This window comes from Pseudomonas sp. Con_6 (genome assembly GCF_059379395.1).
The window spans coordinates 6,684,499-6,698,681 of sequence record NZ_CM182011.1 but is presented as its reverse complement, the minus strand read 5'-3'; the positions used below and the strand labels follow the sequence as shown (position 1 = coordinate 6,698,681).

Annotated in this window: 14 protein-coding genes; 3 read left to right on the top strand and 11 right to left on the bottom strand. The window is 66.0% G+C overall.

Annotated elements, in window-relative coordinates:
* Positions 1-70: 70 nt before the first annotated feature.
* From AC5QPF_RS30285 to AC5QPF_RS30275, 3 genes are all read right to left on the bottom strand, one after another.
* Positions 71-2,407, bottom strand: coding sequence for an FdhF/YdeP family oxidoreductase (locus tag AC5QPF_RS30285; RefSeq protein WP_494961241.1), 2,337 nt, complete (start codon positions 2,405-2,407; stop codon positions 71-73).
* Positions 2,404-3,243 (bottom strand): formate dehydrogenase accessory sulfurtransferase FdhD, encoded by an 840-nt coding sequence (gene fdhD / locus AC5QPF_RS30280; protein ID WP_494961240.1) that lies wholly within the window; start codon positions 3,241-3,243, stop codon positions 2,404-2,406. The genes AC5QPF_RS30285 and fdhD overlap by 4 nt, the downstream gene beginning before the upstream one ends.
* A 98-nt stretch (positions 3,244-3,341) precedes the next feature.
* Positions 3,342-4,229: a LysR substrate-binding domain-containing protein gene (locus AC5QPF_RS30275; RefSeq protein WP_494961239.1), complete on the bottom strand. Its 888-nt coding sequence runs from the start codon at positions 4,227-4,229 to the stop codon at positions 3,342-3,344.
* 83 nt (positions 4,230-4,312) lie between these two features.
* Here AC5QPF_RS30275 and lysM point away from each other — a divergent pair, with 83 nt between their 5' ends.
* Complete coding sequence (gene lysM, locus AC5QPF_RS30270) at positions 4,313-4,753, top strand: peptidoglycan-binding protein LysM (RefSeq protein WP_494961238.1); 441 nt, start codon at positions 4,313-4,315, stop codon at positions 4,751-4,753.
* A gap of 116 nt (positions 4,754-4,869) precedes the next feature.
* Here lysM and yrfG read toward each other — a convergent pair whose 3' ends face one another.
* Entirely contained in the window at positions 4,870-5,532 is a 663-nt protein-coding gene (gene yrfG / locus AC5QPF_RS30265) for a GMP/IMP nucleotidase (protein ID WP_494961237.1), read from the bottom strand.
* A 73-nt stretch (positions 5,533-5,605) separates the two neighbouring features.
* Here yrfG and nudE point away from each other — a divergent pair, with 73 nt between their 5' ends.
* Together nudE and cysQ are read left to right on the top strand one after the other, a co-directional pair.
* Positions 5,606-6,172: an ADP compounds hydrolase NudE gene (gene nudE, locus AC5QPF_RS30260; protein ID WP_494961236.1), complete on the top strand. Its 567-nt coding sequence runs from the start codon at positions 5,606-5,608 to the stop codon at positions 6,170-6,172.
* Positions 6,169-6,996 carry a 3'(2'),5'-bisphosphate nucleotidase CysQ gene (gene cysQ, locus AC5QPF_RS30255; protein ID WP_494961235.1) on the top strand — a complete coding sequence of 276 codons (828 nt, stop codon included), beginning with the start codon at positions 6,169-6,171 and terminating at the stop codon, positions 6,994-6,996. Before nudE ends, cysQ begins: the two co-directional genes overlap by 4 nt.
* Here cysQ and AC5QPF_RS30250 read toward each other — a convergent pair.
* From AC5QPF_RS30250 to rfbB, 7 genes are read right to left on the bottom strand one after another with little or no spacing between them, the layout of a single operon-like run.
* Positions 6,985-7,440 carry a YiiD C-terminal domain-containing protein gene (locus tag AC5QPF_RS30250; protein ID WP_494961234.1) on the bottom strand — a complete coding sequence of 152 codons (456 nt, stop codon included), beginning with the start codon at positions 7,438-7,440 and terminating at the stop codon, positions 6,985-6,987. The two genes, cysQ and AC5QPF_RS30250, sit on opposite strands and share 12 nt — an antisense overlap.
* Positions 7,440-8,852, bottom strand: coding sequence for a sigma 54-interacting transcriptional regulator (locus AC5QPF_RS30245; RefSeq protein ID WP_494961233.1), 1,413 nt, complete (start codon positions 8,850-8,852; stop codon positions 7,440-7,442). The genes AC5QPF_RS30250 and AC5QPF_RS30245 overlap by 1 nt, the downstream gene beginning before the upstream one ends.
* Positions 8,849-10,663: an ATP-binding protein gene (locus AC5QPF_RS30240; RefSeq protein ID WP_494964278.1), complete on the bottom strand. Its 1,815-nt coding sequence runs from the start codon at positions 10,661-10,663 to the stop codon at positions 8,849-8,851. Before AC5QPF_RS30240 ends, AC5QPF_RS30245 begins: the two co-directional genes overlap by 4 nt.
* Before the next feature lie 39 nt (positions 10,664-10,702).
* The gene (gene rfbD, locus AC5QPF_RS30235; RefSeq protein ID WP_494961232.1) at positions 10,703-11,563 is read right to left on the bottom strand and encodes a dTDP-4-dehydrorhamnose reductase; all 861 of its coding nucleotides are present in this window, start codon (positions 11,561-11,563) and stop codon (positions 10,703-10,705) included.
* Positions 11,560-12,105 (bottom strand): dTDP-4-dehydrorhamnose 3,5-epimerase, encoded by a 546-nt coding sequence (gene rfbC, locus AC5QPF_RS30230; RefSeq protein ID WP_494961231.1) that lies wholly within the window; start codon positions 12,103-12,105, stop codon positions 11,560-11,562. The genes rfbD and rfbC overlap by 4 nt, the downstream gene beginning before the upstream one ends.
* Entirely contained in the window at positions 12,102-12,971 is an 870-nt protein-coding gene (gene rfbA, locus AC5QPF_RS30225; RefSeq protein ID WP_494961230.1) for a glucose-1-phosphate thymidylyltransferase RfbA, read from the bottom strand. Before rfbA ends, rfbC begins: the two co-directional genes overlap by 4 nt.
* Positions 12,968-14,050 (bottom strand): dTDP-glucose 4,6-dehydratase, encoded by a 1,083-nt coding sequence (rfbB, locus tag AC5QPF_RS30220; protein WP_494961229.1) that lies wholly within the window; start codon positions 14,048-14,050, stop codon positions 12,968-12,970. The genes rfbA and rfbB overlap by 4 nt, the downstream gene beginning before the upstream one ends.
* Between the last annotated feature and the right edge of the window lie 133 nt (positions 14,051-14,183).

Below are 14,183 nucleotides of genomic sequence, written 5' to 3'. Positions count from 1 at the left end.
GCGATTGCAATAGTGAATTCACCACCGCAATCGCGGGTAAACCCGCTCCCACAAGGTCCGCGTACGGCCTTTAGATGATTCGGGCCTCGACAGTGGCCGGCTTCAACTGGATCGCCACAAACTTCGACGTCGGCGTATGGCTGCCATCCCCGACACTCTCCAGCGGCACCAGCGGATTCACCTCCGGATAGTAGGCCGCCGCCTGCCCTGCCGGGATATCGAAGGCCAGCAGGGTAAAGCCCGTCACCCGTCGCTCCAGCCCATCTCCCCACAACGACACGATGTCGGCCTTGTCCCCCGGATTGAAGCCCAGGCGAATGATGTCGGCCTCGTTGGCGAACAGCACGTTGCGCTGCCCGCGCACCCCGCGATAACGGTCATCCAGCCCATAGATGGTGGTGTTGTACTGATCGTGGGAACGCATCGACTGCATGATCAGGTCCGGCAGCTTGCCGGTCGCGCGCACGCCTTCGTGGAGCAGGTCGTCCGGCAGGCGGTTGGCCTTGAAGTTGGCCTTGCCGCTGGCGGTCTTCCAGATGCGCTTGCCGGCGTTGTTGCCCAGGTAGAAACCACCCGGATGCTGCAGCCGTTCATTGAACTGCTCGAAGCCCGGGATGGTGTGCATGATCAGGTCGCGGATACGCCCGTAGTCGGCGATCAGCCAGTTCCAGTCCACCGGGTGGTTGCCCAGGGTCGCTGCGGCGATGCCGGCGATCACCGCCGGCTCCGAGCGCATGTGCCGCGACAGCGGCTTGAGCTGGCCATTGGAGGCGTGGACCATGCTGAACGAGTCTTCCACGGTCACCGCCTGCGGGCCTTCGCCCTGCTGGTCGATGTCGGTGCGGCCCAGGCACGGCAGGATCAGCGCTTCCTTGCCATGGATCAGGTGGCTGCGGTTGAGCTTGGTGCTGATATGCACGGTCAGGTCGCAGTTGCGCAGGGCCTGGGCGGTGCGGTCGGTGTCCGGGGTGGCCTGGGCGAAGTTGCCGCCAAGGCCGATGAACACCTTGGCACGGCCTTCGAGCATGGCGTGGATCGCCTCGACGGTGTTGTGGCCGTTGTGCCGCGGCACCGGGAAGCCGAAATGCCGCTCCAGGGAGTCGAGCAGGGCCACCGGCGGACGCTCGTTGATGCCCATGGTGCGATCGCCCTGCACGTTGCTGTGGCCGCGCACCGGGCACAGGCCGGCGCCCGGCTGGCCGAGGTTGCCGCGCAGCAGCATGAGGTTGGCGATTTCCTGGATGGTCGGCACCGAGTGGCGATGCTGGGTGATGCCCATGGCCCAGCACATGATGACTTTCCTGGCCTTCACGTACATCCGCGCCGCCAGCTCGATCTCGCCCAGCGGCAGGCCGGACTGGCTTTCGATCTGCTCCCACGGTGTGGCGTCGACCACCGCCAGGTACTCGTCGACGGTGGCGGTGTGCTCGGCAATGAAGGCGTGGTCGAACACGGGTTCGTCACCCTTGGCCAGGGCCTCGCGTTCCCACTGCAGGAGGAACTTGGCCATGCCGCGCATCATCGCCATGTCGCCGCCCAGGGCCGGACGGAAGAAAGCGGTGTTGGTCGGGCGGTCGCCGTTGGTGAGCATCTCGATCGGGTGCTGCGGATGCTGGAAGCGTTCCAGGCCGCGCTCCTTGAGCGGGTTGATGCACACCACCTGGGCACCGCGCTGTACTGCCTCGCGCAGCGGTTCGAGCATGCGCGGGTGGTTGGTGCCGGGATTCTGGCCCCAGACGAACAGGGCGTCGGCGTGCTCGAAGTCGTCGAAGGTCACCGTGCCCTTGCCCACGCCGACGCTCTGGCCCAGGGCCACGCCGCTGGCCTCGTGGCACATGTTCGAGCAGTCGGGGAAGTTGTTGGTGCCGTAGGCGCGGACGAACAGCTGGTACAGGTACGCCGCTTCGTTGCTGGCCCGGCCCGAGGTGTAGAACTCGGCCTGGTCGGGGCTTTCCAGCGCCTTGAGGTGGCGTGCGATGACGGCGAAGGCGTCGTCCCAGCTGATCGGCTTGTAGCGGTCGCTGGCCGGGTCGTAGACCATCGGCTCGGTCAGGCGGCCCTGGTATTCGAGCCAGTAGTCGCTCTGGGCGAGCAGCGAGGTGATGCTGTGGCGGGCGAAGAAGGCCGGGTCGACGCGGCGCTTGGTCGCTTCCCAGTTCACCGCCTTGGCGCCGTTCTCGCAGAACTTGACCATGCCGGATTCCGGCGAGTCGCCCCAGGCGCAGCCGGGGCAGTCGAAACCGCCGTTCTGGTTGGTCTTGAGCAGGGCGCGGATGTTCTTCAGGGCGTTGTCGCTGCCGATCCACGCCTGCGCGACGCTGCGCAGCGCGCCCCAGCCGCCGGCGGCGCCGTGGTAGGGCTTGTAGCGCGGAACGGGTTTCTGGTCGGCTTGATGATGCAGGCTCACGATCGCTTCTCCCGCGCCGGGCTGAAGACCCGTGGCGCACTGTGTTGCGGCAGGTGGATGAGGTTCAGGTTGTGCCGCCGGGCCCATTGCAGGGCCAGGCCGGTGGGCGACGACAGGCTGACCAGGGTCTGGATGCCGGCGCGCAGGACCTTCTGGATCAGTTCCAGGCTGCAGCGGCTGGTGACCACGGCGAGGCCGCCATGGGTGTCGATGCGCTGGCGGATCAAGGCGCCGATCAGCTTGTCGAGGGCGTTGTGCCGACCGATGTCTTCGCGGCCGAGCAGCAGTTCACCCGTTGAATCCATGAACAGCGCGGCATGCACTGCACCGCAGTGCTGGCCGAGGGGCTGGAAGGCGCTGATGCGCTGGCGCAGGCCGGCCAGCCATTCGGCGGGTGGCAAAGGTGCGCCGGGCAGGACCTTGAGGTCGGGCAGGGCCTGCTCCACGGCCTCGACGCCGCACAGGCCGCAACCGCTGGTGCCGGCCAGTTGGCGACGTTGGGTCTTGAGGTTCCAGAACGCGCGGCTGGCGATTTCCACCTGAGCGTGCAGGGCCGAACCGCTGCCGGCCAGCCTGATGTCGTAGATGTCGTCGGCGCTGTCGACGATGCCGCTGCCAATGCTGAAGCCGACCACGAAGTCGTCGAGGTCGGTGGGACTGACCAGCATCACCGCCTGGCTGATGCCGTTGTAGGCGATGGCCAGGGCCACTTCCTCGGCGAGGTCGGCGCTGGCAGGGGAGCAATCTTCTAGCTGGCTGTACTCGTATCGCACGCTGGCGGCAGGGGCTTCCAGTGTTGTGGTGGAAGCCGCGCAAACCGGTGGTTTGCTGCTCATTTTATTGGGCTTACCCGAAGGCTGATCAGTCTTAAGCCTAGGCCTGTGCTCGGGTATCGTCTAATCGCTTGTGCCGATGCCTTGATAGAGGCGGTCGATCATGCCTCGTCGAGCAATTTCCGGTATTCGGCAATGCACGCCTCGGCCAGCGCCGAGCGTGGCGCCGTGCGACGCATGATCAGCCCCAGCGGGGCCAGGGTGCTGGCCGCTTCGATGGGCTGCAGGCGCAGTCCGCCCGTCATCGCTTCGAGGCCGCTGCCCAGTGGCATCACCGCGCAGCACAGGCCGCCGTGCACGGCCTGGACCAACTGATGGACGGCATCGGTCTGCAGCAGCAGGCGCGGGTTGAGACCGCGGCTGTGGAAGTTGTGGTCCACCGACTGGCGGAAATGCATGCCGGCGGTGAGCAGGCCCAGCGGCAGCTCGGCCAGGGTTTGCCAGAGCAGCGGGGCGTCGTCGAAGTGGAAGTGCGCCGGGTTGTACAGCAGGCCCATGGGCGATTCACCCAGCGGCTGGGCTTCGAAACGCTCCTGGTCGAGGCGTTCCAGGTAGGACAGGCCGAGGTCGAGGCGATTGCTGGTGAGTTGTTCGAGGATCTGCTCGGAGCTCAGGGCGCTGAGTTCGAACGCCAGGTCCGGGTGCTGGCGGTGCAGGCGTTGCAGCAGTGGCAGCGGGTCGAAGCTGGACAGCGGCACCATGCCCAGGCGCAGGGTGCCGGCGAGATGCCCGCGACAGGCGGCGGCCTCCGCCTGCAGGCCGTCGTAGGCGGCCAGTACCGAGCGCGCCCAGGCCAGCACCCGTTCGCCCTGCGCGGTGAAGCCTTCGAAGCGCTGGCCGCGATTGACCAGCTCCAGCCCCAGTTCGCGCTCGAGGTTGCGCAGGCGCATCGACAGGGTCGGCTGGGTCACGTGGCACAGCGCTGCGGCCTGGCCGAAGTGGCGGGTTTCGTCCAGGGCGATGAGGAATTTCAGCTGTTTGATGTCCATCGTCGTCTCGGGGCTGGCGGGCGAGGCATTCTAACCTGACCTAGACTTTGGGCTCCGAGATTCCTTCAACCAGGGAGAGCGTCATGAGTCTGTTCAGTTTCGTGAAAGAAGCGGGAGAAAAGCTCATCGATCTGCTGACACCGGGCAATGCCAATGCCGGTGAACAGCTCAAGGAGCATGTGGCGAAGGTGGGGTTGGGCAATCCGAATGTCCAGGCCACGGTGAATGGCAGCACGGTGACGGTCACCGGCGAGGTGGCGAGCCAGGAAGAGAAAGAGAAGATCCTTCTGGCCCTGGGCAATATCGCCGGAGTGGAGACGGTGGATGACCAGATCACGGTGACCGGGCCGGTTGTCGCTGCAGCGCGGTTCGTGGTGGTGAAGAAGGGCGACACCCTCAGCGCCATCTCGCTGGCGGTCTATGGCAATGCCAACCAGTACAACAAGATCTTCGAGGCCAACAAGCCGATGCTCAGCCATCCGGACAAGATCTATCCGGGGCAGTCGCTGCGCATTCCGGAATAGCGCATTCTCGCGAGCGTTGTGCGGACCCTGTGGGAGCGGGTTCAGCCGCGATTGCGATGGTGGATTCACTGCCGCAATCGCGGGTGAACCCGCTCCCACAAAGTCCGCGTCGTCTTTCAAAGACCTTCCAGCAACACCCGGTAGTCTTCCTGCGCCGCGAATTCCTCGGTATCGCGCGCAGGCTTGCGGCTGTCCGGCTGACTCACCGCCAGCAGGTGGGTGACGCCGAAGGTGCGGGCGCTGCGCAGGATCGCCAGGGTGTCGTCGATGAACAGGCTGCGCGCCGGATCGAATCCGGTATCGGCCTGCAATGCGCTCCAGAACTGCTGGCTCTCCTTGGGATAGCCATAGTCATGAGAACTGATCATCCGCTCGAAATACGGCGCCAGCGCCACGCGCTCCAGCTTCAGTGACAGCGAGTCGCGGTGCGCATTGGTGATCAGGATCACCCGCTTGCCGGCGTCCCGCAGTGCCGCCAGAAACACATCGGCATCCGGGCGCAGGGCGATCAGGTCAGCGGTTTCCAGTTTCAGTTCACGCACTGGCAGCTTCAGCTCGGCGGTCCAGAAGTCCAGGCAGTACCAGTTCAGCGAGCCGGCATGGCGCTCGAACAGCGGCTGGATTTCCAGCTCGGCCATGGCTCGGCTGATGCCGTGGAGCTCTGCATAGCGGCGGGGCAGGTGTTCGAGCCAGAAGTGATTGTCGTAGTGCAGGTCGAGCAGGGTGCCGTCCATGTCCAGCAGGACGGTGTCGATATCGCGCCAGGCAAGGGCAGGCATGTGCAAGATTCTCGTTCGGTCGGGCCGTTGTGGGCGCTATAGTACCCCGTTACCGCCAAGGAGCCGCCCCCCCATGCGCCAGAAACCCACCGTCCTTTCCAGCGAGATCGTCGCCAGCAGCCGCCTGTTCCGTGTCGAAGCCGTGCAATTGCGCTTTTCCAACGGCGTCGAGCGCACCTACGAACGCCTGGTGGGCCGCGGCAATGGCTATGGCGCGGTGATGATCGTGGCGATGCTCGACAGCGAGCATGCGGTGCTGGTCGAGGAATACTGCGGCGGCACCGACGAATACGAGATGTCCCTGCCCAAGGGCCTGATCGAACCGGGCGAGGACGTGCTGGCTGCTGCCAACCGTGAACTGAAGGAAGAAGCCGGCTACGGCGCTCGCCAGTTGGAGCACATCACCGAGCTGTCGCTGTCCCCTGGCTACATGAGCCAGAAGATCCAGGTGGTGCTGGCCACCGACCTCTACGAAGAACACCTCCCGGGGGACGAGCCAGAGCCGATGCGGGTCGACAGCGTGAGCCTGCGCGAGCTGTCGGCACTGGCCCAGCATCCGCAGTTCTCCGAGGGGCGGGCGCTGGCGGCGCTGTACCTGGTGCGCGACCTGCTGACTCAACGTGGAGTGTTCAAGGCATGAATGACGTCGATCTGATGCCACACGTGGTGGACCTGGCCCGTCGTGCAGGCACTGCGATCCTGCCGTTCTGGCGGGCTGGCGTGGAGGTGGTGACCAAGGCCGACGAATCGCCGGTCACTGCTGCCGACCTGGCTGCGCACAAGGTCATCGCCGAAGGCCTGAAGGCCCTGGCCCCGGAAATCCCGGTACTGTCCGAGGAAGATTGCGATATTGCGCTGGAAGCGCGCCAGGCCTGGAAGCGCTGGTGGCTGGTGGACCCGCTGGACGGAACCAAGGAGTTTATCGCCGGCACCGACGAGTTCACCGTCAACATCGCCTTGATCGAACAGGGCCGGGTGGTGTTCGGCGTAGTGGCGATGCCGGTCAATGGCCGCTGCTACTACGGCGGGCAGGGCATTGGCGCCTGGCGTGCCGAAGCCGACGGCAGTGTCGAACCGATCCAGGTACGCCTGGCGCCGCCGGCCGGTGAGTCGTTCACCGTGGTTGCCAGCCGCCGCCATTCCAGCCCGGAGCAGGAGCGCCTGCTGGCCGGCCTTGGCGAGGCGCTGGGCGAGCTGGAACTGGCCAACATCGGCAGTTCGCTGAAGTTCTGTCTGCTGGCCGAAGGTGCCGCCGACTGCTATCCGCGTCTGGCGCCGACCTCGCAGTGGGACACCGCCGCAGCCCAAGGCGTGCTGGAAGGGGCGGGCGGCGAAGTGCTGGGCCTGGACGGCGAGGCCTTCGTCTACCCGGCGCGGGAATCCCTGCGCAATGCGTTCTTCCTCGGCCTGCCCGCCGCCGCGCCATGGCGCGGCAAGCTGCTGGCCCTTGCCTCAGCGATGTAGAACGTACTGCCCGTCGAATGCCACGGCGGGCAGTTCTGCGTTTTCATTGAAGATCCGCGTGTGCAGCGTCAGGCGCGCGCGGCCATAGCGCTGGTAAGTGTTGACGAAACGCGTCCAGACCTTCTCTTCCGGCGCCTCGCACACCGCGATCGCCGCACCGGTCACCGGCAGCGGATAGCTGATCGCGCCTTCCTGGATGACGATATGCCCGTCATCGATCCCTGCCTCGCGCAAGCGCAGGTGCAGCCAGCCCCAACCCACCAGCACCGCGCCGCAGTACAGGCTGCCGCCGAACATGGTGCTCTTGTGGTTGACGTTGGGCTCCAGTGGCAGGCGCAGGCGCAGCCGTTGCTCCTCCCAGTCGAGCACTTGCATGTCCATCTCGCGGGTCAGCGGGATGTCCTGGTGCAGGACGTTTTCCAGGTACTGGCTGTCGCTGCTCATCAGCGGTGATCCTCCAGGTCGTCGTTGGCACTGGCGTTGCTGTCGGCGAAGCTCAGGCCGTGCTTGCGCAGCTTGTCGTGCAGGGTCTTGCGCGGGATGCCGAGGGCTTCGGCGAGGCTGCGCATGGAGCTGTGCGGACGGGCCAGCTCGGCGGCGATCAGCGAGCGCTCGAAATGCTCGACCTGTTCGCTGAGGTTTCCATTGGCCGGCGGCAGATCCTGCGCTGTGGCGGGGCTGTCCGGCTGGCCGTCGAGCGCCAGCTCCAGGCCGAGGGCGAAGCGTTCGGCGGCGTTCTGCAGCTCGCGCACGTTGCCCGGCCAGTTGTGCCGCAGGAGCATTGCCCGTTGCGCCGGTTGCAGTGCGTGGGCGGGCAGGCCGTGGCGTTCGCTGGCGGCATCGGCGAAATGCTGGAACAACACGAGGATGTCGTCGCCGCGCTCGCGCAGCGGCGGGATGCGCAGCGGCGCGACGTTGAGGCGGTAATACAGGTCGGCGCGGAAGCGGCCCTGATCGGCGGCCTGGCGCAGGTCTTCCTTGGTCGCGGCGATCACACGGATATCCAGGGGAATCTGCTGGTTGCCGCCGAGGCGCTCCAGCACCCGCTCCTGGAGCATGCGCAGGAGCTTGACCTGCACGTCCAGGCTCATGCTCTCGATTTCGTCGAGGAACAGGGTGCCGCCGTTGGCGAACTCGAACTTGCCGATGCGGCGTTTCTGCGCGCCGGTGAAGGCGCCAGGTTCGTGGCCGAACAGCTCGCTTTCCACCACCGACTCGGCCAGGGCACCGGCGTTGATCGCCACGAACGGGCCGTCGCGGCGGCCTGACAGATCGTGCAGGGCGCGGGCCACCACTTCCTTGCCGGCGCCGGTCTCGCCAAGGATCAGCACGTCGGCGCGGGTCGCGGCGAGGGCGCCGATCTGCTCGCGCAGGCGCTGGATCGACGGCGAATGGCCAACCAGGCGCCCGCTCAGCTCCTGGCGGTCGCTCAGGGCGAGGCGCAGGCTGCGGTTGTCCAGCACCAGGCGGCGCAAGGCCAGGGCGCGGCGCACGCTGTCGAGCAGGGCGTCGCTGGCGAAGGGTTTTTCCAGGAAGTCATAGGCCCCGGCGCGCATCGCCTGCACCGCCAGCGGCACGTCGCCGTGGCCGGTGATCAGCAGCACAGGCAGCTCCGGGTCCTGGCCGTGCAGTTGCTCCAGCAGTTGCAGACCGTCGATACCAGGCATGCGGATATCGCTGACCACCACGCCCGGCCAGTCGGCCTCGATGCGCCCGGCCAGGCCCTGGGCGTCGCTCAGCGGCAGCACGCGCAGGCCGGCGAGGTCGAGGGTCTGGCTGAGGGCCTGGCGCAGGTGCGGGTCGTCGTCGACCAGGATCACCTGGGTGCGGCTGTCGATCAGGGGCTCTGCACTCATGCCGAGAGGTCCTCCGAAGTCTGAAGATTGGCGCCGGGCTTGGCCACGCGCAGTTGCAGGGTCAGCAAGGCACCGCCCTCCGGATGGTTGGCCAGCAGCAACTCGCCACCCAGGGCACGCATCAGCGTGTCACAGATCGCCAGGCCCAGGCCAAGGCCCTGGGTGCGGGTCTTGGTGGTGAAAAAGGGTTCGCGGGCACGGGCCAGGGCCTGGCTGGTGAAGCCCGGGCCGTTGTCGCGGATCGTCAGGTAGACGCAGTCTTCACGGCGTTCGGCACTTATCCACAGTTTGCGCGGGTTGGCCTTCTCGGTGAGGGCGTCGAGGGCGTTGGCCAGCAGGTTGCCGAGCACCTGGCGCAGGCGGGTTTCCCCGGCCTGTACCCACAGGGTGGCTTCCGGCAGGTCGCGCACCAGTTCTACGGCCATGGCCCGGCGACGCTTGGCCAGCATGGCCAGGGCATCGTCCAGCGCCGGCTGCAGGGCCACGCTTTCCGGCGCGTGGCGGTCGCGGCGGGCGAAGGCGCGCAGGTGGGCGATGATCGATGCCATGCGCCCGGTCAGCTCGTTGATCAGCTTGAGGTTGCCGCGCACGTCCTCGGTGCGCTGGTGATCGAGCAGGACCTCGGCGTTTTCCGCGTAGCTGCGGATCGCCGCCAGCGGCTGGTTGAGTTCGTGGCTGATGCTCGCTGACATGGTGCCGAGCACCGACAGCTTGCCGGCCTGGACCAGTTCGTCCTGGGCGCGGGCGGCTTCCTGCTGGGCGTGTTCGCGTTCCAGGACCTCGGACTTCAGGCGGCTGTTGAGGCCTTCGAGGTCGGCGGTGCGTTCGGCTACGCGCTTTTCCAGGTCGTGGCGGGCGTGGGCCTCGAAGTCGATACGGTCCATGTAGTGACGGCGGCGCTGCATCACCAGGCCGACCAGCAACATCACCACCAGCAAGGTGGCGCCGCCCACGGCCATCACCGTGCTGACGGAGCGGTCCACCAGCACTCGCGGCGCGAGGATGTTCACTTCCCAGCCGGTTTCCGGGATCGAGCGGGTCTGCACCAGCCAGGCCTGACGGTTGAGGTTGAGCGGTTGCGGCTCCTGGGTCGGGTAGGGCTGGATCGCGGTGATCGCCTGACGCTCTTCATCGCTCAGCGGGCGGGTGGCGCGGAAACGCCATTCCGGGCGCGAGGTCAGCACCACCACGCCGTTGCTGTCGGTCAGCAGCAGTTGCTCCGGGCTCTTGCCCCAGAGGGTTTCGGTGTGATCGAGGTCGACCTTGACCACCAGCACGCCAATCACTTCACCGTTGTCCCACACTGGCGCGCCGAAGAAGTAGCCACGCTTGGCGGAGGTGGTGCCCTGGCCGAAGAAACGCCCCAGGCGCCCGGCGGTGGCATCGCTGAAGTAGGGGCGGAAGGCGAAGTTGCGGCCGATGAAGCTGTCCTTCTTGTCCCAGTTGGAGGCGGCCAGGGTGTTGCCTTTGGCGTCCATCAGGTAGATCACTTCGGCGCCGGTCTGGCTGCTGATCTCCTTGAGACGGCGGTTGGCGTTGGTCAACAGCTCGAGGCGCAGCGGGTCGGCCAGCACGGCGCGCAGGGTCGGCAGGTCGCCGAGGATCTGCGGCAGGGCCTCGTAGCGGTGCAGGGTGCCGAGCAGGTTGGCGACGTAGAGGTCGAGGGTCTGGCGGTTCTGGCTGGCCAGCTCTTCCTGGTAGTAGTGTTCGGCGAGGTGCTTGAGCGGCCAGAGCAGCGGCGCCAGGCACAGGGCCAGGAGGGCGAGGCTGCGCCAGCGGGGACGGCGGGGGAGGCTGGGGGTCATGGTCATCGCGAAAAAATGCGCCAGAGAGGTCTGGCGCATTATGCGCTACTTGAGGCAGTCGATCAGCGCCTGGCGCCAGTCGGGCTGGCTGACATGCCACTCGCGTTGCAGGCGACTGCAATCGAGGCGCGAGTTGAGCGGCCGGCGGGCTGGCGTCGGGTACTCGCTGGACGGGATCGGGACGAGGTTGGCGCAGGGTTTGCCTTGGACCTTCAACTGCTCGCTGATGGCCTGTGCGAAGCCGAACCACGAAGTTTCGCCCTGCGCGGTCAGGTGGTAGGTGCCCCAGGCACCCGCCTGGCCGGCCTGCCAGCGGTCGATCAGTTGGCGGGTGCTGGTGGCGATGGTCCCGGCCCAGGTCGGCGCGCCGATCTGGTCGGCCACCACCCGCAGTTCCGGCTTTTCCTGCAACAGGCGCTGCATGGTCAGCAGGAAATTGCGGCCGTGGGTCGAGTACACCCAGCTGGTGCGCAGGATCAGGTGCTGCTCGCCGACCGCGGCGATCGCCTGTTCGCCGGCCAGTTTGCTCTGACCGTAGACACCCAGCGGGTTGGGCGCGTCGTCTTCGGTGTAGGGCGCGGCCTTTTCACCGTCGAAGACGTAGTCGGTGGAGTAGTGGATCAGCGGGACGCCCAGGCGGGCGGCTTCTTCGGCGAGCACGCCGGGGGCACGAGCGTTGATCGCGAAGGCCAGTTCCGGCTCGCTTTCTGCCTGGTCCACTGCCGTGTGTGCGGCGGCGTTGACGATCAGGTCGGGAGTGAGGGCGCGGACCCGTTCGGCAATGCGCTCGGGGTGTGCAAGGTCGAGCTGGTCGCGGCCAAGGACGTGCAGCTCACCCAGGTCGCCCAGCGCCTGGTGCAGGGCCTGGGCCACCTGGCCGTTGCGGCCGCTGATGAGGATCTTCATGGGAACAGGTCAGCGTCCTTGAGCAGTTTGCCGTTCTGGTCCTTGGCTGAGAGCAGCGGTTCTGCCTCGAGTTGCCAGTCGACGGCCAGGTCAGGATCGTCCCAGCGTATGCAGCGCTCGGCGGCCGGGTTGTAGTAATCGGTGGTCTTGTAGAGGAAGTCTGCGACATCGCTCAGTACCACGAAGCCATGGCCGAAGCCTGGCGGCACCCACAGTTGACGGTTGTTCTCGGCGGACAGGCGCACACTGGTCCAGCGCCCGAACGACGGCGAGCCTTTGCGCAGGTCGACGGCGACATCGAGGACTTCGCCTGCCGCGACCCGCACCAGCTTGCCCTGGGCATTTTCGATCTGGTAGTGCAGGCCGCGCAGCACGCCTTTCTGCGAGCGCGAGTGGTTGTCCTGGACAAAGGGCGCGTCTACCCCGGTGAGTTCGGCGAACACCCGGGCATTGAAGCTTTCGTAGAAAAAGCCGCGGGCGTCGCCGAACACGGTCGGTTCGAGGATCAGCACCTCGGGCAGAGAAGTGGCAATGGCTTTCATTTGCTCATCAATCCAAGCAGATATTGGCCGTAGCCCGTCTTGCTCAGCGCTTCCGCGCGGGCGGTGAGTTGTGCTTCGCTGATCCAGCCCTGCTGGAAGGCGATTTCTTCCAGACAGGCTACCTTCAGGCCCTGGCGATGCTCGATGGTCTGCACGTACTGCGAGGCCTCCAGCAGGCTGTCGTGTGTACCGGTGTCGAGCCAGGCGAAGCCACGGCCGAAGCGTTCGACGCGCAGGTCGCCGCGCTTGAGGTAAGCATTGTTGACGTCGGTGATCTCCAGTTCGCCGCGGGCGGAAGGGCGCACCGACCTGGCGATCTCGATCACGTCGTTGTCATAGAAGTACAGGCCGGTGACCGCGTAGTTGGACTTCGGCACCGCCGGTTTTTCCTCGATGGACAGCACCCGACCATCGGTGTCGTACTCGACCACGCCGAAGCGCTCGGGACCCTTGACCCAATAGCCGAACACCGTGGCGCCATGCGGATGGGCGGCGGCGCGCAGCAACTGCGCGGTGAAGCCCTGGCCGTGGAAGATGTTGTCGCCGAGCACCAGGCACACCGCATCATTGCCAATGAATTGCTCGCCAATCAGGAAGGCCTGGGCCAGCCCGTCGGGGGTGGGCTGCTCGGCATAGCTGATGGCGAGGCCGAACTGGCTGCCGTCGCCGAGCAACTGGCGGTACTGCGGCAGGTCCTGCGGGGTGGAAATCACCAGGATCTCGCGGATCCCGGCCAGCATCAGCACCGAGATCGGGTAGTAGATCATCGGCTTGTCGTAGATCGGCAGCAGTTGCTTGGATACGCCGAGAGTGATGGGGTGCAGGCGGGTGCCGGAGCCGCCCGCCAGGACGATACCTTTGGTCATGCAATGAGGTCCTTGAAATCGGAATTGCCCAGCCGCTGCCCCTGGTAGCTGCCGTCCTGGACATGACGGCACCACTCCAGGTTGTCCAGATACCACTGGACGGTCTTGCGCAGGCCGGTTTCGAAGGTTTCCACAGGCACCCAGCCCAGCTCGCGCTCGATCTTGCCGGCATCGATTGCATAGCGCAGGTCATGGCCCGGGCGGTCGCGTACGTGGGTGATCAGGTCGGCATAGCGGCTCACGCCTTGCGGGTGCTGCGGTGCCAGTTCTTCGAGCAGGGCGCAGATGGCGCGGACCACATCGATGTTCTTCTGCTCGTTGTGGCCGCCGATGTTGTAGGTTTCGCCGACCTTGCCCGCGGTCACCACCGTGAGCAAGGCCCGGGCGTGGTCCTCGACGAATAGCCAGTCACGCACCTGCAGGCCGTCGCCGTAGACCGGCAGTGGCTTGCCGGCCAGGGCGCTGAGGATCACCAGCGGAATGAGCTTTTCCGGGAAATGATACGGCCCGTAGTTGTTCGAGCAGTTGCTCAGCAGTACCGGCAGGCCATAGGTACGGTGCCAGGCGCGGACCAGATGATCGGACGCGGCCTTGCTGGCGGAGTAGGGTGAACTGGGCGCGTAGGGTGTGGTTTCGCGGAACAGGTCATCGGCACCGTGCAGGTCGCCATAGACTTCGTCGGTGGACACATGATGGAAGCGGAAAGCCTCGCGCTCGGTGGGGGGCAGCGTCGACCACCAGGCGCGGGTGGCCTCCAGCAGGCTGTAGGTGCCAACGATATTGGTCTGGATGAAGGCCGCCGGGCCGTCTATGGAACGATCGACATGGGACTCCGCCGCCAGGTGCATGATCGCCTGGGGCTGGAAGCGCTGCAGCACCGCCGCGACCGCCGTCTGGTCGACGATATCGGCCTGGACGAACTCGTAGCGTGTGTTGGTTGCGATAGGGGCCAGCGACTCCAGGTTGCCGGCGTAGGTCAGCTTGTCCAGGTTGAGCACTTCATGATCGGTGTGTGCGATCAGGTGGCGTACCAGTGCCGAGCCGATGAAACCGGCGCCACCGGTGATGAGGATGCGCATGCCTTTCTCCAGAACTCAGGTTGAGCAACGGCTACATACTTGTGTGCCGCCGCCGGGCACGCAAGCAGATTGTGCCGGGTAACCTCTTTGTCATGCTTTATGCAACGAACTTTAGGAAAACTGTGCGGTATTT

What these genes read in the sequence shown, in the direction of transcription:
- lysM (WP_494961238.1), top strand. Translation starts at nt 4,313, where the DNA reads ATGAGTCTGTTCAGTTTCGTGAAAGAAGCGGGAGAAAAGCTCATCGAT.
- AC5QPF_RS30245 (WP_494961233.1), bottom strand. Translation starts at nt 8,852, where the DNA reads ATGAGTGCAGAGCCCCTGATCGACAGCCGCACCCAGGTGATCCTGGTC.
- cysQ (WP_494961235.1), top strand. Translation starts at nt 6,169, where the DNA reads ATGAATGACGTCGATCTGATGCCACACGTGGTGGACCTGGCCCGTCGT.
- AC5QPF_RS30275 (WP_494961239.1), bottom strand. Translation starts at nt 4,229, where the DNA reads ATGGACATCAAACAGCTGAAATTCCTCATCGCCCTGGACGAAACCCGC.
- rfbB (WP_494961229.1), bottom strand. Translation starts at nt 14,050, where the DNA reads ATGCGCATCCTCATCACCGGTGGCGCCGGTTTCATCGGCTCGGCACTG.
- AC5QPF_RS30240 (WP_494964278.1), bottom strand. Translation starts at nt 10,663, where the DNA reads ATGACCATGACCCCCAGCCTCCCCCGCCGTCCCCGCTGGCGCAGCCTC.
- yrfG (WP_494961237.1), bottom strand. Translation starts at nt 5,532, where the DNA reads ATGCCTGCCCTTGCCTGGCGCGATATCGACACCGTCCTGCTGGACATG.
- fdhD (WP_494961240.1), bottom strand. Translation starts at nt 3,243, where the DNA reads ATGAGCAGCAAACCACCGGTTTGCGCGGCTTCCACCACAACACTGGAA.
- rfbC (WP_494961231.1), bottom strand. Translation starts at nt 12,105, where the DNA reads ATGAAAGCCATTGCCACTTCTCTGCCCGAGGTGCTGATCCTCGAACCG.
- rfbA (WP_494961230.1), bottom strand. Translation starts at nt 12,971, where the DNA reads ATGACCAAAGGTATCGTCCTGGCGGGCGGCTCCGGCACCCGCCTGCAC.
- nudE (WP_494961236.1), top strand. Translation starts at nt 5,606, where the DNA reads ATGCGCCAGAAACCCACCGTCCTTTCCAGCGAGATCGTCGCCAGCAGC.
- AC5QPF_RS30250 (WP_494961234.1), bottom strand. Translation starts at nt 7,440, where the DNA reads ATGAGCAGCGACAGCCAGTACCTGGAAAACGTCCTGCACCAGGACATC.
- rfbD (WP_494961232.1), bottom strand. Translation starts at nt 11,563, where the DNA reads ATGAAGATCCTCATCAGCGGCCGCAACGGCCAGGTGGCCCAGGCCCTG.